Source organism: Romboutsia sp. 1001713B170131_170501_G6 (assembly GCF_015668195.1).
GTDB lineage: Bacteria > Bacillota > Clostridia > Peptostreptococcales > Peptostreptococcaceae > Romboutsia_C.
The window spans coordinates 617,249-637,463 of sequence record NZ_JADPFC010000002.1; the positions used below are offsets into that span (position 1 = coordinate 617,249).

The following is a 20,215-nucleotide window of genomic DNA, read 5'->3' on the forward strand; positions in this document are numbered from 1 at the left end:
ATAATAGTTTTAGTTTTTTATCAATACATCTTAAAATCATTATACTTTTAAATCTATATTTATTTTTCAATTAACTTAATATAATAAAAAAAGAAGGCTCAAAATGATTTGACCTTCTTTTCTTTATTCATTATATTTTAATATGTATCTATTTAAGTTTAACTACTACTTGGTTACCTGCTAATGAGCTATCAAATTGTAATTCTAATCCTGTTGCATCTTTAGGTACTTCAACTACATATTCTCCAGTCATTTTTCTTCCTGGCCCTATTGTTCCATCTAGTTGACCATTAGCATTTTCTACTATAGTTTGTTTCATAGCTCTTCCATCTTTGTCTACTACTTTAAACATTAGCACAGATGATACAGTTTGCTCTTTATCTGATATATTTTCAACTGTTGCATCTACGTATAAGAATTCGTTACCTTCTTGTGGTTTTATAAAGTCACTTCCATTTGTAGTTTTTACTTCGTTTACTGTTATTTTAAATTTATCTAATTCAATAGTATCTCCTATATTGAATACTTCTTCTTTGCTGCTTTTTTCTTCTTTTGTTACTACAGATTTATCTTCTGAAACTAGTTTTGGTTTATTTGAACCAGATCCTCCAATTGCAGCTATTATTATTACAACTAATACCCAAAACCATATCTTTTTATAAAATGGTTTAGAATTTTTTGCCCCACATTTAGGGCAAGCTTTTGCATTAGATGCTATTTCATTACCGCAGCTTTTACAATTTATTAATTTTGCCATTATGTAATCCTCCTACAAGTTGTCTATATTTTTTAAGTCCAAGGTATATTATACATATTTACCTTGTCGATTCTTGTCATTTCTTGTTAGAATTAGAACTTTTTTTATAATTATTTCTTAATAAAAAAGGAACATCAATTAATGCTCCTTTTTTATTTAATACCTTATATGTTTAGTTGAAAATTAATTTTATTTTTTATTATTGTGCATTCTTTAGTGATGGATTCCAGATTACACCTACTTTTTCAGTTTCAGTTTTTCCATTTACATTAACTTCTAAAGTGAATATCATGTTTATATATTTTATTTCTGTTCCTTCTGGCATTGGATATTTTTCATTCTCTATATTAGTTCTTTTGAAAAAATCTGCAAATCCAAGTATATCTATATCTAGACCATCTAAATTAATTTCTTTATTTGATTCTGTAAATACTTTGTCTAATACTCTATCACCTATAAATTCTTTTAATACGTCTTTATGTCCCGCATTAGATGTATTATAAGTGATACTACTTCTTTGATTACTTTGACCCATATGAGTCACAATCTCTAATCCTTTTATAGTAACTTCAACCTTATCATCTGTAGCCTTTTTTAAAGCTATAGAGTTTAATGTTCCATAATTATCCTTTATAACATTTCCATCTATATTTTTTTGTTCACCTAAAGTATAGTTTAATGACTCTATATCAGTAATATTTGGTATTGAAGCAATGGATATTGAAGTATTATCGATAATTTCACCATTATTTAATTCTATTTTAGGGTCAAGTCCTGAATCAATAAGAGGCTTTACATCTGGCTTTACAACATATACATTTATATTTCCAGGGTATGGATTTTTCGGTATTGTTAGTGAGTTTAATTGCCCTTTTTGTTGTGCATAGGTAAATTCAGCATTTACTATTCCAGGATTCACACTTCCATCTTCTAGATTTCCATATAGCTCGAATCTTCCTAGTGCAATGTCTTTACCTTCATCGTATCCACTATTTTCTGCTCCTGTTTCAATATATATAATTTGATCATCTTTATCATTAAAGTTTGTAATATTAGGATTTACTTTTCTTCCAGTTTCATCGTAATATACCTTATCACTTAGAGCACTAAATTCTGCTGTTAAATTAGCTCCTTTTAGCTTATATACATCACTAGCTCCTACTTGTTCTACATTTAAAACTGTTCTAGGATTTATAAATTCACCATATTTATTTATTTCAGGAACATTTTTAAATTCCATCCCTTTTAGTTCAAGAGCTTCACTATTTTCATATTTTATTGTAATTTCATCATTTTTGTTATTGCTGTTATCTTTTATTGCATTAGCATTTATTTTTATAACATTATTTTCTTCTAATTGTCCACTAAATAGTATCACTAATTTATTTTCTTTTATATATGCTGTTTTTTCTATACTTGTTTTGCTAGCAGCATCATTATTTGATATTACGCTTATTTCATCTGATATATTATTTACAGCACTATTTATATTTTCGTTAAACTCTAATACTACTGCTTTTCCATTTATATTTGATTTTGATACATGAGGCTTTGTTGTATCTTGTGGTGGAGTTACAGTTCCTCCACCTCCTCCAGTTGATGGTGGGTTTGGTTTATTTCCTTCTAACACTGTATCATCAGCTGGTTTAAAGCTTCCTATACTTCCGTTGTTTTCAACACTTACATTTGGAGCTTGTACTACTACTTTATCTAAGTCAGCATTTTTATCTACTACTACTGTAGCTCCACTTGATTTAACAGTTATATTCCCTGTATATTCTCCAAAGAATCTAACTGACATTAATTTATCTCCTTCTATAACTATATTTTCAGTTATTTTAGAAGTAGGTCTAAATTCTATAACATCATGATGATTTGCTTTTTTTAATGCTTCTTTAAATTCAGCTACTGTTTTAACTACAAAAGTTTCTCTTACTTGAGTATCTTTTAAAGCTTTTTTAGAGTTTTCATTTATTCCTTGTCCTACTTGTACCATTTCTTTAACTTTTTTTCTAGCTATTGCATCTTCTTGAGCTGTATGTAGTTTGCTTCCAAGTATTACAACTGGAGAGTCTTTTTTAGCTGCTAATGGTCCTACTGCTAAAGCATCTACTAAATGGTCTTCATTACTCATTCCACTTTTAGCATAGAATACATTTTCAACTTCTACGTCGCTATAGAATTTATTTATAACTTTTGCATTTGTTTCGTGTCTATTTTCTCCTGCTATTTTTTCTGCATTAGGTAGTTTGTTCATTACTTTATCGCTAACTACTCCACCTACTACATAAGATTTCTTTATCCCTTGAGATTTTATCCATTCTTCACTTTTCCCAAGGCTATCTGTAGATGATAGTATTACTGGCATGTTTTTATCTCCTGCTGCTGGTGCTACACTTATAGCATCTGGAAGACCTTTATTTCCACTTACTACTGCTACTTCTTCTATATTTTTCATTTTATCTATAGCTTTTGCTACTTCTAATGAAGTATCATATCTATCTTCACCTTTTATTCTATCAACTGCTATGTTCATAGCTTTTAATTCTTCTACTACTTTTGGGCTTACTGAGTTTTCTCCACCTATTATATATACTTTTTCTGCTTTTAATCTAGCTAATTCAGCTTTTGTATCTTCACCTAATGTATCTTTTTTAGATAAAAGTATTGGTGCATCTTTTTGAGTTGCAAATGGTGTTGCACTAAGTGCATCTGCTACTTTACTAGAGTTTACTATTACTACTTCTTTAGCACTTTTCCATCCTTCATTAGATACTGCTGTTGCTGTTTTGTATCTATCTTCTCCTGCTAATACTTTATCTTTAGTTGTGTTTGCAAATGCTGGAGCTGATGTAGTAGCTACTATACTAGCTGTTAGCCCTATTGCTAGTGCTTTTTTTGTTTTGATAAATTTTATCGCTTGTTTATTCATTTTGTCTCCCCTATTTTTGTATTCTAATTATTGTAAAATAATTTCACTTTCAAACAATAAATATTATAATTTATACATTTTTCTACTTCAATCTATTTCGTTCGACATTCTTCGTCAAAATACCACATTTTATATTCACTCTAACTCTTATAATATTACATAAAAAGAGAGTGTCCCATTTGATTATAAAAAGTCACTTTGAAACACTCTCCAAAAATATGTAATTATTTATTGAATCATTTCACTAACAGTAGTAAATGTGTACCCTCTACTTTTTAATCTAGGAAACTTTGTCCATACATAATTACTTTATCATACCCACATTCACTTATTAATTTTAAATAAAGGAGCCAATTAAGGCTTTTTTATCTGACTATATATTCATTTGTGATTCCAAGCTCTCCATCGTATCTTCCAAGTTGCTTGACACATACTTTTTTAATGCCATTTACATTGTCAATCTCTAAAGTATTATAATCTACCTTTCTAGTTTCTACTTTCTTATCATTTACATACACATGGCTACTATCTGTAAAATTCTTTCCTTTTATAGTAGTTACCTTCTCCCCCACTACTACATCATCTATCACTATATCTCCTAATCTCAATTTCATGTTACTTACTTTTGATTTATCTTTATCTTCTAGATAATACTTTTTCCATCATTTAAGTTCCTCTTATATAATCTCTTTCGTGTTACATTATTTAAGTGAATTATATTATAACAATTACCTAATTTATTATTTGAGATGCAAAAAAAGTCTATCTCTTTTGAGATAGACTTTTTTCTATTTTAACTATTTCAACTATCTTTTATATTACAGTATTTGCTATCCCTTGTCCTATTTGAACTATTTTCTTAACTCCTGTTAACTTTAATTGAGCAGTTTCTACTTGATTTACTGATGCATTTATTTTCTAATGTTTTTATTTGATAATATAATGCATTTTTCTCTATTTTAAAAAATATTATTTTTAATTTTTAATATAAAAAAATATTTTTTGATATTAAATACTTACCTTTATCTATTTATGTTTATTAAATTAATAACTATATATCTGCGATTTCTTTTATATATGGTATAATATTTCTTTGGATATATTAAATTTTACAAGGAGTTGACATTTTGAGAGATAAAAATCTAGACATTTATCGCGGTCTTATAATGATGTATGTAGTTGGAGTTATACATACTCTATTTTGGTTCCCTGTTTCTAATCACGTTTTAAAGTCACTTTTCTTATTTGAAATGGCTGTGGTATTTTTTATTACTGGTGCTAGTTATTCTCTTAGCTCAAAAAAAAGCTATATTAAATACCTTATATCTCGTGTGCCAAGGGTTATAGTTCCATATCTTATTTTTGGACTATTTGTTATTTTCATTCAATACATAGCTTATATTTTAGGGACTTCTATTACTGATTCTCCTATAAATATGTTTGTATATGATACACTACACCCTTTAAAGAAACCTGGGGTTTTTATACCTTTTATTACTTGGCATTTATGGTTTATGCCTGTGTACTTATTATTAGTACCTTTCATACCTTTAATGTTTAAGTTATTTGAAAGCCTAAAAGGCATTTTTAAATTTATACCTTTATTATTTATTGCAATATTAGTATTCTATTTTGAAAATACTACTCTTAATATTGATTTTAAAAGTGTTATTTTCTATGCTTTTTGGATTTATACAGGATTTTTCTATACTAAATTTAAGGATGTTAATATTTCGGTAGTTAAAAATATAGCTATATCCTCTGTTCTTTTTATAGCTTTAGTTTTAATTGTTAAGGGTGATAGATATGTTTTAAATATGTCTACTAATAAATTCCCTCCAAATTTTGCATTCTTAGCTTTTACTATGACTGCTTTTAGCTTTTTATATATGTTTAGAAAAGTTATATTAAAATTTGGAGATTTACCTTATATAAGAAATATTGTTGATATTTATAGTGCTTATGGTTTTACCCTTTATTTATATCAACCTTTTACTTATTTATTGCTACAGCCTATTTATCTATATTTATTTAATTTAACTGGATACAACTTTATATTAAGATGTGCTTTAGCTCTTATAAATATTGTTGCTGTTATTTTAATTAATATTATATTTGCCAAAACTTTTGGTAGGTTTGAGAGTTTTAAGCTTAAGTTTAATTCCTCTAATATAAACATGAAAAATAATATAGATATGAAAAAAGCGTCATAATTTTATGACGCTTGTTTTTTAAATATTATTACTTTACTTAATACATAGTTTAGTACTATTACTAATATGTTTGTAAATATCTTTGTTATAAAGTCATTTATCCCCATCATGTCTATCATCATATACATTAATATCATTTCCATTACACCTGATAATAGCCTACAACTTACAAATGATGTAAATTCTTTTATTAAAAATTTTAGCTCTGTATTATTACTTTCAAATACAAAAAACTTATTTGTTATATATGCAAATATTACTGCTACTATCCATGCTATTATATTTGCTACCATATAGTTTAGTTCTATTATTCTTGTTAATCCTATATATGTAGCTATATTAACACCTACTGTTAGTCCTCCAAAGACTAAATACATGATGCTTTCTCTATACCTTTTTAATATATCCATATTATTCTCCTTTTTAGTATTTAACCACCAATTTTTAATACTGGTGGTTAATGGTTATAGCTATGCTTTTTGTATATCTTTATGATTTATTTTTTCTTTTATACTTCCATCTTTTTTGTTTACTAGATATGCATTTTTCACTAATTCAAACATTGGCATATCGCTCATTGAATCTGAGTATGAATATGAATTTTCATAATCTATTTCTATATCTAGTTTATTTAGTACTTCTTCAATTCTTTTTACTTTCTCTTTCCCTTTACAGTTGTTTCCTATTATTTCATTTTTATATCTATTATTTTCATACAATAATTCTGTACCTATCACTTCATCTGCATATTTATATTCTTTAAAATATTTCATATATGCTTTTGGTGATGCTGTTATCATTATTATTGTTGAATCTTCTTTTGATTTTTCTATTATTTCTTTTATATTTTTATTTATCTTAACTTTTAACTTTTCATCAAAAAATTCTTTTAATTCTTCTTCACTAAAGTTTACTATTGGGCTAAATACAGCTTCTTTTGCTTTTTTTAAGCTAGTTAACTTTAATGCATACCCTATTAGAGTTATAAATATATATGGTATTTTTATTATTGTTTTTAATGACTTTGTTTTTAGTGAGTATAGTATAAAGTCTATCATACTATCTGTATTTATTACTGTATAGTCTATATCTAGTAATAGTACTTTCTTTTTCATATACCCTCCTACATTAATATTAATAGGCAACTTAATACCCATAATATCACATTTATTTGTAGAGTTCTATCTTTTAATACTACATCAGTTGGATTTCCTTCTTCTGTTGTATTTATTATATAGTTATATCTAAGAACTCCATATACTACAAATATTGTTGTATATATCATTTGAGGTTTATCTGGATTACTTGTTGAGTAAAGTGCATAACATACTATCACAGAACTTAATACTACTCCCATCATTTGGTTTATTATTTCTGGATTATACTCTTTTAGTATTTTTCTATGTTCTCCTGCTTGATTTTTAAGTCCTTCTATTTCTTTTTTTCTTTTACCTAGCCCTAAGTATAAAGATAAGAAGAATGTACATAATATTATCCAACTTGATAATTCTACTCCTATTGCTACACTACCTGCACATACTCTCAATATAAATCCTATTGCTATTGAAAATACATCTAGTAGTACTACATTTTTTATTTTAAATGAGTATAATAGGTTATTTATTAAGTATATAAATATTATAGATGTTAGTTTTAAGTTTATTTTTGATGATAAAACTAGTGCTACTACTACTAATCCTATTAATAGTGCTATTGCTTTTTTTATTTTTATCTTCCCACTTGCTAGTGGTCTTTTACATTTTTTAGGATGTAATTTATCTTTTTCTATATCTACTATATCATTTAGTACATATACAGCTGATGATATTAAACAAAATGATATAAATGCTATTATTGTTTTATATATTAAATCTAAATTTCCTATGTTATTTGAAAATATTAGTGCTGCTATTACAAATAAGTTTTTTATATATTGATGTGGTCTCATAAGCTTTATGTATTGACCTATTATGTTTTCTTTTTTTCTACTTTCCTCTAGAGAATTTTCTATCACTGAGTTTTCCATATATTTCCCCCTTTATATTTTATTTAGGATAATTATTTATACCTATTTCTAACATTTGTAAAAATCCTTGTATGTTGCTTATTATCATAGTTAATAATACTACTACTAAGAATATAGTAAATATTTTTGTATATTTTTTAGGTAAAGATTTTGCGAAATAAGCTAAAAGTATTATTATTGCAAATGAAAAATATATTGCCATTATATTTGCATTTTTTAGGTTATATCCTATTATTCCATGTAATGTTATATTCGCAAGTATTGCACCTAAACATAATTGAGGTATTCTTTCTTTATAGTGTTTTATACCTCCTATTATTGCACATACAAATAATACTAAAAATAATATGAAGAATAGTAAATTTGGAAGTCCTTGTTGTAAAAACATCCCATTTTCATATTTTGCACTAGGAAAATACATTGTTGGGTACAATAGCCTTACTAATGTCATCTTTAATTTATCAAACATAGGTATTACATTTATGAATCTTGTATCTTTTTGCACAGTTTCTGCCGCTAAAAATATTCCATAGTATGCTCTTGTTGATACTACTACCAAATATGTTATTAATACAAAGAATCCTATATGTTTTGCCATCTTTTTTATGTTTTTTCCAAACTGTAATAATAAGTTTAGTACATACATATATACGTTTGTAAGTGTTATTCCAAATAGAGGTATTGCAGCTATATCTACCCAATATGATTCCTTATCTTTCATCTTATGTAAAACAAACATAAATAAAATTAGCGATAATTGACCATATATAAATCTTTCTATATTTACACTCATAAATATCTGAGGAAATGAGAATATCATTATTCCAATTATTAATATTTGTATCCATTTTTTTATATTTAGCTCCTTTATTATGCTATATATCATTGTTATAGATGCAGAGCTAACTAATATTTGTAATAATATTAAACTCATACCATATACATGATTAAATCCTATATTAAGGTCATGTGCTATTTTTAAACTTAATAGGTATATTGGATACCCTAATATGGATACTATTTGCATAAATAGTATATGTTTACTATTATCTGACGCCAGCGCAAATACATTTAAATTAACCAAAACTCCTGTATCTGTATCTAATAAAACATCATATGTGTTTTTTGTATCGTAAAATATAGTAGTTTTCGAACACAATGTCAATGCTATTATTATATATAAAATTGCTACAGATATATATAATAATATTTCTGATTTATACTTTAAAATTTTTTCTGTCAAAGTCTTTCCTCCTTAGCTGATTCTTTTACAATTTGTTATTATATCATATAATTAAATTTTTTACATTCATATAAAAGTTCGTTTATTAATCATTTATACATTCTCTTTTTCATACACAAAATTAAACACATAAAAAAGAGATGTATTTCTACATCCCTTCTCCAAAATCTACTATAACTCCATTTTCATCTATTATTATTCCATCACCTATTACTGTATCTTTTGCCATTTGACCATACTCATCGAAATAATAACTATTATCGTCTATTTTAACTATACCCTTTTGCATTACTCCATCATTATTGAAATAGTAAGTTCTATCATTTATATTCTGCCACCCTGTTCTAACTGCTCCATCAAATCCAAAGTAATACATATTGCGATCTATTTCTTCCCATCTTTGTTGCATAGTTCCATCTGGGTTAAAGTAATATTTTTTACCAGCTATATCTTGCCAGCCTACTTTCATAACTCCATCAAATCCAAAATAGTATCTATTTCCAGCTATATCTTGCCAGCTATGTCTTGCTACTCCATTATTTGGATTGAAATAATATTTATTTCCGTCTACTATGTTCCATCCTACTCTCATTATTCCATCATTTCCAAAGTAGCTTCTTCTACCTTTTACTACTTCTTGCCATCCTGTTCTCATTATCCCATCATTAGCAAAATAATAACTATTTCCATTTATATTTCTAAGTCCCGTTCTCATTATTCCATCATTCCCAAAGTAGTATCTATTTCCATCTATATCTTGCCAGCTATGTCTTGCTACTCCATTGTTTGGATTGAAATAATATTTATTTCCATCTACTACGTTCCATCCTACTCTCATTATTCCGTCATTTCCAAAGTAGCTTCTTCTACCTTTTACTACTTCTTGCCATCCTGTTCTCATTACTCCATCATTTGCAAAGTAATAACTACTTCTATTTATATTTTTAAGACCTGTCTGCATTACTCCATTACCATCAAAGTAGTATTTCTTTCCTGATATAGTCTGCCATCCTGTTACTTTTTGCCCTTTAGAGTTATAGTAATATTTTTTTCCATTTATAGTTTGCCATCCTGTTTTTATTTCATTTCCATTAGTTAAATTTATTTTATATCCTGCTGCTATTTGTTTAAAGCTTTGGTCTGTATATTTTATTATTACTTCACTTTTATTTGGTATTTTTTCAAATAAATCTCTAATTTCCTTATTGTGCATTCTTATACATCCGCCTGATACGTGTTTTCCTATTGAGCTTTCATTATTGTTTCCATGTATTCCATATGTTGTTCCATAAGTTAAGCCTACTTGAAGCCCTAACCATCTATCACCTAATGGATTTCTAGGATCTCCTCCTGGTATCCCCCCTGAGTAATATGGTCTATTTTTAATCTTATTTACTATTTTAAATTTTCCCTGTGGCGTTGGTGTACTTTTTTTGCCTGTTGCTACTCTGTATTCTCTAACAAACTTATTGTTAACATAATACCCCATCTTATTAGTTTTTGAATTTATAACTAAGAGATGTTTACTTGCTGCTTCTATGTTTATTATGTTTATAAAAGAAAAGGCTAATATTAATGCCATTGTTGATATTATAGATATGTGTTTTTTTAGCTTTTTTTTCACTATTATTCCTCCCCCCTGATTTCTAATATATTGCTTGAATTACTTAGTTAGACTTATTTAAGGATGTTTCCTTTAGTGTTATTAATTGCTCTTTTTCCTTGTTTTTTCATTTACTTTTATTTTATTATTTTTATTTCATTATTTTTTGTTATGAAATTGAATTTTTTATTACTTTGTATATATATTTGTATATATATTATTACAATTAAAAATCCAATTTACTAATTTAACTAATACTATTTAAATGTTTTATATATAAAAAATCCCTTAAAATAATAACGATATTATCTCAAGGGATTTTTTACTCTTATATTTTTAATATATAATCTTAGTTTTTATTTTTACATTTTATGTTTTTTATAAATAATATTATTACTATTCCAACTACTAATACTGTTGTTGCCATTACTATAGTATTTATAATTCCGCCACTTGCTAAAACTTTGTTTCCTATAAAATATCCTCCACCTATTAATACTAGGTTCCAGAAAAGTATTCCTATACTTGAATATAGTATAAAATACCATACATTCATTTTTACAGTTCCCGCTACTAATGAAATAGCTGTTCTTGCTACAGGTACAAATCTAGATAACATTATAGCTGACTTATTATATTTTTTTATAAAATTATAAGATGCTGAAAGAGATTTTTTAGTTTTTGGAAACTTTTTTCTAATATAATCTAAAAGTCCATCTCCAAATTTTGCTCCTAACCAATAATTTAATAAAGAACCCACTATTCCTGCTGTTGTTGTTGTTATAAGTATAGTCACAAAGTCTATATCATATGAAGCTCCTACCATACCTATAAGTGGTAGTACTACTTCGCTAGGTAGTGGGAAATTTGCATATTCTAATGCTACTAATAAAAACATACTTATTAATCCATATTCTCTAATAAAAACTTCTAAAAACTGTTCTAAAGCCATTGAATCTCTCCATTTATAAATTTAGTCAATTTCTATTATACATTATTATAGTTTCTATTAGTAGTCATAAATGGTTTGATTTTATATATTTTATAATTAGTCTATTTTATTTTATATCTCCAAGTATAATTCATATGTTTTATATTTATCACTTTGATTAAGTATTTCGTAGTTATTATTTATATAATCTTTATCTAACTTTTCTCCTACTACTACTTTATTTTTAAGTTTATTTATATCTTCTGTTACTTTATTTTCAATGTATATCTACATTGCTATCTATATTTTCATCAAATTCTATGTTTATTATTTTCTTTTCATTATCAATACTATGATTTACATAATATGGTGATAACTTATCTTCTAGCTCTGGAGGTGGTTCTATTGTTGTTGGTGGTATTAATTCTTCTAGTTCTGTTGGTGGTTCTATTGGCGTTGATGGTTTTGATTCTTCTGGCTCTGGCGGTGGTGTTGGTTTTGATGGTTTTGTAGGTGGATTTACTGGTTTTGGTGGTTTATAATTTTCTTTAATATTAATTAGTTCATTCTTTGCATTTTTATGTATCCCATACCCAACTTGTACAAGTTCTTTTATTTCTTTTCTTTTTAGCACTTCTTTTTGAGTATTGTTAATACTTTCGCCTAATACTACAATAGGAGATTGTTCTTTTGTAGCTAACGGTGTTATTAATACTCCATCTACTAAATCTTCACTATTTCCTTTACAGTAGTATACTTTATTTAATTTATCAGGATAAAATGCTCTTATTATTTTTCCATTAGTTTCATATCTATCTTTACCGCTTATTCTCTTTGGATTTGGTAGTTTTTCAAATATTTCATTACATATTTAATCTTCCCCTCCTATAACATATGTATTATCTATATATTTATCTTTTATCCATTTCTCTAAAACTCCTATGTTATCTCTTTTTGATAATATGATTGGGGTATTTTCTTTTCCCCCTACTGGTGCTATTGATATTGCATCTACTAAAGTTTCTTGTCCATTAACAACTATTACTTCATTACATTTTTCATTACTTATGCTATTTATCTTATTTGCTATTTGGACTGATGTTTCATATCTATCTTTTCCACTTATTCTTTCAATATTTAAGTTATTTTCATTAAGCTGATTTTCTACTTTTTCATAAATTACGGATTTACCGCCTATTATATATACTTTTTCTGTTTCTAATCTTTTGATTTCTTCTATTGTTTTATTATCTATTTTATTGCATTTAGTTAGAAGTATTGGTGAATTTATTTGAGATGCTAATATACTCGCACATAACATATCTGGAATTGACTTTGAATTTACTATTATTACTTCTTTGGATATTTTAAAGTTCTTAGAAATTTCTATAGAGGTTTCAAATCTATTTTCCCCTCCTATTACAAATTCTGATGCATATATTTGTATGGGAATTAACACACTTACTATAGTTACTAGACTTATGAATTTTTTTATATCAATCTCTCCTTTTAATTTTTTTATTTTACATTATTTCCTTTTTGTATTTTTTTATAATAAACTTTTAAACAAAATTTCATCTACTTAAATATATATTTTCTTTGTAATTAAAAAAGCTATTTTAATATGTTCTACATAGAACCTATTAAAATAGCTTTTATACTATTCTTTGTCAATTGCTACTTCATCAAACTTTTTTACTTCATATCCATTTGGATTGTTGCTTTGCCATCTCCATGAATCTTCACACATTTCTTCTATTCCATACTTAGCTTTCCATCCAAGCTCTTTTTCTGCTTTTGAAGGGTCTGCATAGCAAGTTGCTATATCTCCTTCTCTTCTTGGTGCTATTTTATATGGGATTTCCTTATTACTTGCTTTAGAAAATGCCTCTACAAGTTGTAATACACTATATCCTTTCCCAGTTCCAAGGTTGTATGTAACTAAACCTGGATTTTCATCTAGTTTCTCTAGTGCTTTTACATGTCCATATGCTAAGTCTAATACGTGTATATAATCTCTAACTCCTGTTCCATCTACTGTATCGTAATCATTTCCAAATACATTTAAATATGGAAGTTGACCTACTGCAACCTTAGTTATATATGGCATTATATTATTTGGTACTCCAACTGGTTCTTCACCTATTCTTCCGCTCTTATGGGCACCTATTGGATTAAAATATCTAAGTATAGCTATATTTAAATCTTTATTTGCATAGCATATATCTCTTATCATATCTTCTATTATTAATTTTGTTCTTCCATATGGGTTTGTTACTGATAGTGGGAAGTCTTCTTTTATTGGACAAGTTTTAGGACTTCCATATACTGTTGCTGATGAACTAAATACGAAGTTTTTAACATTATATTTTTTCATAAGTTCAAATAGGACTAGTGTAGTTATTAGATTATTTGAATAGTATTCAATAGGCATAGATACCGATTCTCCTACAGCCTTAAGTGATGCAAAATGTATTATGGAGTCTATATTATTTTCTTTAAATACCTTATCCATCTTTTCTTTATCGGTAATATCTATTTCATAAAATTTTGGAGTTTTACCACTTAGCTCTATTATTCTATTTACAACTTCTTTGCTACTGTTGCATAAGTTGTCTACTATTATTACTTCATGATTTTCTTCCAATAGCTTTATTACAGTATGACTTCCTATGTACCCTGCACCGCCACTTACTAAAACTGCCATATTTATCACATTCTTTCTCTAATATTTTTTATTTTTAAAGCCTAGTCATAATATTTTTGTATAAATTTATGTCTAGGCATACTTAATAGTTTAAATAGATATTATTGTTTTTAGTCTTTGTTTTGTGATTTATAAAAATATAAACTATTATTCTTTATCTGATGCTACTTCTTTATCTGATACTATTTCTTTTTTATCTTCTTCATTTACTATTTTTCTCATGTAATTCATTAAATCATCTCTTAAGTTATCTCTTTTTAAAGCAAAATCTATAGTTGCTTCTAAGAATCCAAACTTATCCCCTACATCGTATCTTCTTCCTTCAAAGTTGTATGCATATATTGCTTCTTGGTTTCCTAAAGTCTTAAGAGCATCTGTTAATTGTATTTCTCCACCTTTTCCTGGCTCTTGATTTTCAAGTATATCAAATATAGCTGGAGTTATTATATATCTTCCAAGTATAGCTATGTTTGATGGAGCTTCTTCAACAGCTGGCTTTTCAACCATGTCCTTAACTTTATAAACTCTATCTTCTATGTGTTTAACATCTAATATTCCATATTTACAAGTATCTTCTTTAGCAACTTCTTGTACTCCTAATATGCTTGTTTTGTACTCATCGTAAGCACCTATTAATTGCTTTAAGCAAGGTGTTTCATTGTCAACTATATCATCTCCTAAAAGTACTGCAAAAGGCTCGTTTCCTATGAAACTTTTAGCACAATGTATAGCATGTCCTAGTCCTTTTGGTTCTTTTTGTCTTATATAGTGTATATTTACCATGTTAGATATATTTCTTACCATTTCTAACATTTCAGTTTTTCCTTTTTGTTCTAATTCTAGTTCTAATTCAACAGACTTGTCAAAATGGTCTTCTATTGACTTTTTATTTCTTCCTGTTATTATTAATATTTCCTCTATGCCTGATTCTATCGCTTCTTCTATTATATATTGTAAAGTTGGCTTATCTACTATTGGTAGCATTTCTTTTGGTTGTGATTTTGTTGCTGGCAAAAACCTTGTCCCTAGTCCTGCAGCCGGTATTATAGCTTTTTTAACTGTCATCGCATTTACTTCCCTTCATAAATTAATATAATAATTTTCTATTGTATATTTATCTGTAATGTTATTAACATTTTAATTATCATTCTATATTATACAACAATTTTCAATTTAATGAAGTTTATTTGATAAACTTTATACTAAATTATCTAGTTTTATCATTTAAAGTAATATAATGCTACTTCATATTCATAAATTTAATACCTATACCTATACCAAATATCGCTATTGTTGTCATCACTTCTGGTGTTAATAAACTACTTTCTTCTTTATTTTCTTCCTTCTTTACTTCTTCTTTTTGACTTTTCTCTTTGATATCTTCAATTTTACCATCATCGTAATTTGTCACTTCATTATTAGAGTTATTTTTTTTATCTATATTTGCTTTGTTTACATTTATATCTTTATCTATATTATTATCTGTTCTATTATCAACATCTTTGTCATTGCTTGAATCTAAATTTTCACCTTTATTTGATTTTTGATTATTTTCTTGTTTATCATTATTTATTGAGGATATATCTCCTCCCACTTGAAGATACTTATATGCTCTACCACCAAATACTAAGTGCTTCCCATCTTTGTTTACATTTTCTTCAAAGTTATAGTATAAGTTATAATCTTTAAAGCTTTCTAAATCATCCCACAGTACATTACCTTCTACATATTTTCCATTATCACTTATATAGTTTGGTACTATTTGCTTGTTATCTAGATTATCTATACTATTATATATTTTATACTTATTTTCTATTATGCTCTCAATACCAAGATCTATGATTTGATTTGATATATTTACACTTTTTAGTTTTCCATTTGTAAATAAGTTTTTTATTTCACTTATATTTTCTATATTATTATTTGATAAATCTATACTTTCTAGATTCGTTGCATATTCTAGGCCTGACAGACTTTTTATATTTTTATTGCTTCCATTATCTGAGCTTATACTTTTAAGACTTTCTATTTCTGATTTTGTTACAGACGAGTTTATATCGCTTTTATCTAATTCTTTATTTATTGCTCTTTTTAAATTTACATCGCTTATGTTTATAATCTCACTTATTTCTTTTTCATCTATTGTTTCTTCATTATTTTCTGGTTCTATATTTTCTAATTCTTTATAGCATTTTTCCTCTGCATAAGAGTTAATTTTACTGATGTTAACCAATAAAAATATAGCAATTAACATTATTACGACTTTATTCTGCTTCACACGCTGATTCAATATTTATTCCTCCATAGTATCTTTTCTACCATTCTAGTATTTAAAACTTTATGATATCTATATATATATTAATTTTACGTATTGTAACTTTTATTATTTATAGTGAAATTATTAATTATAAAAAGCTTCGCCAATAATTTAGTTTATTCTTTTCACTTATACCTTTCATAATTAAATCATTTCATTCATTTTTTTTTACTTGTTATTATATATTCTTATGATTCACTAACTATATCATTAGCCTTTTTATCTTATAAAGTTTATTTTTTTATCTAACGATTTATTTAAATCATCTAGATATTTCTTTTGGTCTAATACTGAAGCATATGCAGGTAGTTTATCATCTAGTATGATAATTGCATTTGGTGCTATAAACATATATTGATTTATGTCCTTATGCTTGTTAGGAAAGTCATTTATAGCTTTTACATTTTTATTTAAATTTTCTTTATATGGCTTAGTAAAGTCTTCCATAAGATATCCTTCATCACATATATATACTCCGTTGCTTTGTTTTTTTGTAAGCATTATATTTTCTGATTTTTCTAATTCTAAATTTCCCTAGTTAAAATCTATGTTTATATATTTTTTTATATAATCCATTGTATAAATAAATATAATATTGCCACTTTAATCTTTATATAGATATAATCATCTCCAACCTTATCGAATTTTGTAACTTACATTGATAATTGTATGTTAATGTTTTAGTTAGTAAAGGAACAAATTAGATAAATACTATGTAAAAAATATAACTATTTCATTTGGAACCTTTTATAATAATTTCAGTCAATATGTTCTAATATCTATATAAATTTATATACATATAATATCAACGCTCCCCTTGATATCTATCTTTTTTAGCCCTATTTTAATGTTAGATACTATATACAAAAATATTATTTGGAATTTTAATAGAATATAGTTGATGCAAATTTTTTTATTTTTGAATACTTTTTACGTATAAGCTTTGTAGCTTATATTAATTCCAATATTTCACCTCTTTATTTTCCTGTATTCTCAATTTAGTTTAATTATTTTTTACATAAATTTGTGCAATAAAAAAACACTAGCCAAACTAGTGTTATAAATAATAAGCAAGTCTATAAGCGGAGTTCTGTATTTGACAATCATCTTTCTAGGCTTATTGTCACCAATAAGCTCAAGCGGCCTACCAACCGGAGGGTACGAGCAATACCCTTTTTATCCTATTCTGGCCTTGCTCCAGGTGGGGTTTACACGGCTTTGCTAGTCACCTAGCAAACGGTGAGCTCTTACCTCACCTTTTCATCCTTACCACAAAAGTGGCGGTTATTTTCTGTTGCACTTTCCTTAAGATCACTCTCACTAGGCGTTACCTAGCACCCTGCTCTATGGAGCTCCGACTTTCCTCACGTAGCTAAAAGCTACCCGCGATTGTCTGGCTTACTTAATATTTAATTGATGTATATAATATATCATATATTATTATTTATGTCAAAATTTAAATTCTACCTATATTTCTATCATCTGGATTAATAATTAAACTTTTCCTTGTTCTATAATTAATCATATTTATACAACTAATATATCTGTCCAAAATGATTATTACTAACTCATTAGTTTAGTAATATATGATTATATTTATAATAAATAATATAATTACTTATCGTAATAGTCACTTAGACAAAACTACTGATGATAATAAGTTAGTTTATGATTTAATAATTATTTTTTATAATAATTAATTAACCTTATAGGTATTGTCTAATATTTTATATCTACGTTTTAGAATTGTAATAACTAATTTTTAGCTGATAATATTGCTTTTTTCATCTTATTTTTAATACACATACTACATGGTATTAAAGCTATAAAAAATCCAAAAGCTCCTCCTGTTATCATATAAACAATAAGTTTTAGGCATTCGTATACACTTGAATCTATTGCTATATTCTCCATTATATAAGTTATTAATCCTGCTATTATCGCTATTACCACTGAGTAAATCGCGGTTTTTTTAACACCTTTATTCATAGCCTTATATTTAAGTCCTAAAGTATATCCATCACTATATATAGGATTTGTTCCTTCTGGTGCCTTAAAAAAATGAAAGACATCATAAGAAGTTACATGAGTCCATCCGCTTTCTTCTATCAATTCTATATAAGAATCTAAATCATCTTTATTTTCATTATAATCAACACAGTATATAAGATTTTGGGGTTCTCCCTTTACAAGCTTATAAGATAACTTCTCAAAACTCTCAAATATCCATCCTTCTTTAGCTAGTTTTCCTAACTTTTTCATTTCCTTCTCTTCCGCAAATCCCAATCCCATTGATGCTATATATTTTACATTTTTACCCATAATTATCACCTTTTTAATATCATTAATTTGTTTTATCTACCCTTTATAACTAATCTACATTGTCATTAAATCGTTTCTAATTTATTTATATCTATTTCTCTAATCTGCTAAAAGCCTCTACACCATGAAGAGCCATCTTATATCTTCTTTCTTTTTCCATAGTTATAACTTTAATGCCCCTATCTGTAAGCTTATATATCTTTCTTCTTCCTTCTTCCCCAGCTAATTCTATATAATCTTGTTCTTGCATTTTCTTTAGCATAGTATATAAGGTAGCAGGACCTATTATAACCTCTTTTTCAGTCAACTCCTCTATATATTTACTAATCCCATAACCATGCATAGGTACTAATAGTGCTAAAAGTATATAATACCCTGATTCTGTTAACTGCTCTTCTTGTAGTGAATTATTTCTACTCACCCTACTCACTTCCTTTCTATAGATATAAATCTAGTTTAATATTTAATCTCTCTCTAGCTTTAAATTTTTATTTTTTGTGCATATTCAAATATTTTTTCTACATGTTTAATTGAATCTTTTTCACCCATATTACCTATTACCTATTAGTCTATTCCAGTTCTAACAGCTAACTTAATAACAAAACATAAAGCAAAAATTATTATTAAAGCTACCCAACCACTAATACCTATCTACTCCAACATAATTTACTTTCCTCATATGTTTATATGTGTCGATATTGATTAAATAATTTTACTATCTATACCTCTATATCATTAATTAATATATCCATTATTGATATATTTAATTACAATATATCATAATTAGATTATATTGTGTATAAACTTTATTATAAAATATAATTTATATATAATATTTTTTTATTATATAATACAAAACTCTATGTTTTGATTTAGTATTAGTTGTAACATTGCAAGTAATTTATTACAATAAAAAAGACTATGTATAAATACATAGTCTTTTACTGGAGCTGGTGATAGGAATCGAACCTACAACCTGCTGATTACAAGTCAGCTGCTCTACCGTTGAGCCACACCAGCATATTATTTTTTTGATTAAGTTTAGTACCCTCAAAACTGTATATCATTTAGTCAATCATTTTATTTTGGTCAAGTCCTCGACCTATTAGTATCGATAAGCTAAATACATTACTGCACTTACACCTTCGACCTATCAACCAGGTA

At 26.7% G+C, this 20,215-nt stretch carries 19 protein-coding genes, 1 tRNA gene, 1 rRNA gene, 1 other RNA gene and 1 pseudogene; 1 reads left to right on the forward strand and 22 read right to left on the reverse strand.

Annotated features, from left to right (window positions below):
* Nucleotides 1-148: 148 nt before the first annotated feature.
* From I4U89_RS08635 to I4U89_RS08645, 3 genes are all read right to left on the reverse strand, one after another.
* Complete coding sequence (locus I4U89_RS08635; RefSeq protein WP_195939968.1) at nucleotides 149-757, reverse strand: DUF4352 domain-containing protein; 609 nt, start codon at nucleotides 755-757, stop codon at nucleotides 149-151.
* A gap of 199 nt (nucleotides 758-956) precedes the next feature.
* The gene (locus tag I4U89_RS08640; RefSeq protein WP_195939969.1) at nucleotides 957-3,689 is read right to left on the reverse strand and encodes a cell wall-binding repeat-containing protein; all 2,733 of its coding nucleotides are present in this window, start codon (nucleotides 3,687-3,689) and stop codon (nucleotides 957-959) included.
* Between the two features lie 365 nt (nucleotides 3,690-4,054).
* Nucleotides 4,055-4,279: a hypothetical protein gene (locus I4U89_RS08645; RefSeq protein ID WP_195939970.1), complete on the reverse strand. Its 225-nt coding sequence runs from the start codon at nucleotides 4,277-4,279 to the stop codon at nucleotides 4,055-4,057.
* A gap of 537 nt (nucleotides 4,280-4,816) precedes the next feature.
* On the opposite strand from I4U89_RS08645, the gene I4U89_RS08650 reads away from it, so the two are divergent.
* Nucleotides 4,817-5,902 carry an acyltransferase family protein gene (locus tag I4U89_RS08650; protein WP_195939971.1) on the forward strand — a complete coding sequence of 362 codons (1,086 nt, stop codon included), beginning with the start codon at nucleotides 4,817-4,819 and terminating at the stop codon, nucleotides 5,900-5,902.
* A gap of 2 nt (nucleotides 5,903-5,904) precedes the next feature.
* On the opposite strand, the gene I4U89_RS08655 is transcribed toward I4U89_RS08650, so the two are convergent.
* The 19 genes and pseudogenes from I4U89_RS08655 to I4U89_RS08740 all read right to left on the reverse strand — a co-directional run.
* Entirely contained in the window at nucleotides 5,905-6,312 is a 408-nt protein-coding gene (locus tag I4U89_RS08655; protein WP_195939972.1) for a GtrA family protein, read from the reverse strand.
* A gap of 60 nt (nucleotides 6,313-6,372) precedes the next feature.
* Entirely contained in the window at nucleotides 6,373-7,017 is a 645-nt protein-coding gene (locus tag I4U89_RS08660) for an HAD-IB family hydrolase (RefSeq protein WP_195939973.1), read from the reverse strand.
* A gap of 8 nt (nucleotides 7,018-7,025) precedes the next feature.
* On the reverse strand, nucleotides 7,026-7,928 hold the full coding sequence (locus tag I4U89_RS08665; protein ID WP_195939974.1) for a decaprenyl-phosphate phosphoribosyltransferase: 903 nt from the start codon (nucleotides 7,926-7,928) through the stop codon (nucleotides 7,026-7,028).
* Between the two features lie 19 nt (nucleotides 7,929-7,947).
* A complete protein-coding gene (locus I4U89_RS08670; protein WP_195939975.1) occupies nucleotides 7,948-9,171 on the reverse strand; it encodes a DUF6080 domain-containing protein in 1,224 nt (407 codons plus the stop codon).
* Nucleotides 9,172-9,319: 148 nt separating this feature from the next.
* Nucleotides 9,320-10,795: a L,D-transpeptidase family protein gene (locus I4U89_RS08675; RefSeq protein ID WP_195939976.1), complete on the reverse strand. Its 1,476-nt coding sequence runs from the start codon at nucleotides 10,793-10,795 to the stop codon at nucleotides 9,320-9,322.
* Nucleotides 10,796-11,123: 328 nt separating this feature from the next.
* Nucleotides 11,124-11,726, reverse strand: a complete 603-nt coding sequence (locus tag I4U89_RS08680; protein WP_195939977.1) for a DedA family protein — start codon at nucleotides 11,724-11,726, stop codon at nucleotides 11,124-11,126.
* A gap of 256 nt (nucleotides 11,727-11,982) precedes the next feature.
* Nucleotides 11,983-12,339, reverse strand: coding sequence for a hypothetical protein (locus I4U89_RS15695; RefSeq protein WP_195939978.1), 357 nt, complete (start codon nucleotides 12,337-12,339; stop codon nucleotides 11,983-11,985).
* Between the two features lie 9 nt (nucleotides 12,340-12,348).
* A pseudogene (locus tag I4U89_RS16025) lies at nucleotides 12,349-12,576 on the reverse strand (cell wall-binding repeat-containing protein); the annotation flags it as partial.
* Nucleotides 12,577-13,164 carry a cell wall-binding repeat-containing protein gene (locus tag I4U89_RS08695; RefSeq protein ID WP_195939979.1) on the reverse strand — a complete coding sequence of 196 codons (588 nt, stop codon included), beginning with the start codon at nucleotides 13,162-13,164 and terminating at the stop codon, nucleotides 12,577-12,579. It lies immediately after the preceding pseudogene.
* A 201-nt stretch (nucleotides 13,165-13,365) separates the two neighbouring features.
* The gene (gene galE, locus I4U89_RS08700; protein ID WP_195940003.1) at nucleotides 13,366-14,412 is read right to left on the reverse strand and encodes a UDP-glucose 4-epimerase GalE; all 1,047 of its coding nucleotides are present in this window, start codon (nucleotides 14,410-14,412) and stop codon (nucleotides 13,366-13,368) included.
* A 147-nt stretch (nucleotides 14,413-14,559) separates the two neighbouring features.
* Nucleotides 14,560-15,477 (reverse strand): UTP--glucose-1-phosphate uridylyltransferase GalU, encoded by a 918-nt coding sequence (gene galU / locus I4U89_RS08705; RefSeq protein ID WP_195939980.1) that lies wholly within the window; start codon nucleotides 15,475-15,477, stop codon nucleotides 14,560-14,562.
* A 175-nt stretch (nucleotides 15,478-15,652) separates the two neighbouring features.
* Nucleotides 15,653-16,702, reverse strand: coding sequence for an Ig-like domain-containing protein (locus tag I4U89_RS08710; RefSeq protein WP_195939981.1), 1,050 nt, complete (start codon nucleotides 16,700-16,702; stop codon nucleotides 15,653-15,655).
* A gap of 246 nt (nucleotides 16,703-16,948) precedes the next feature.
* On the reverse strand, nucleotides 16,949-17,176 hold the full coding sequence (locus I4U89_RS08715) for a hypothetical protein (protein ID WP_207744150.1): 228 nt from the start codon (nucleotides 17,174-17,176) through the stop codon (nucleotides 16,949-16,951).
* A gap of 616 nt (nucleotides 17,177-17,792) precedes the next feature.
* An RNA gene (gene rnpB, locus I4U89_RS08720) (RNase P RNA component class A) lies at nucleotides 17,793-18,134 on the reverse strand.
* A gap of 350 nt (nucleotides 18,135-18,484) precedes the next feature.
* The gene (locus I4U89_RS08725) at nucleotides 18,485-19,051 is read right to left on the reverse strand and encodes a DUF2812 domain-containing protein (RefSeq protein WP_195939983.1); all 567 of its coding nucleotides are present in this window, start codon (nucleotides 19,049-19,051) and stop codon (nucleotides 18,485-18,487) included.
* A 91-nt stretch (nucleotides 19,052-19,142) separates the two neighbouring features.
* Nucleotides 19,143-19,472 carry a PadR family transcriptional regulator gene (locus I4U89_RS08730; protein WP_195939984.1) on the reverse strand — a complete coding sequence of 110 codons (330 nt, stop codon included), beginning with the start codon at nucleotides 19,470-19,472 and terminating at the stop codon, nucleotides 19,143-19,145.
* A gap of 143 nt (nucleotides 19,473-19,615) precedes the next feature.
* On the reverse strand, nucleotides 19,616-19,702 hold the full coding sequence (locus tag I4U89_RS16030) for a DUF6019 family protein (protein ID WP_442971119.1): 87 nt from the start codon (nucleotides 19,700-19,702) through the stop codon (nucleotides 19,616-19,618).
* Nucleotides 19,703-19,996: 294 nt separating this feature from the next.
* Nucleotides 19,997-20,071 (reverse strand) — tRNA-Thr (locus I4U89_RS08735).
* A gap of 65 nt (nucleotides 20,072-20,136) precedes the next feature.
* Nucleotides 20,137-20,215, reverse strand: a 23S ribosomal RNA gene (locus I4U89_RS08740); the annotation flags it as partial.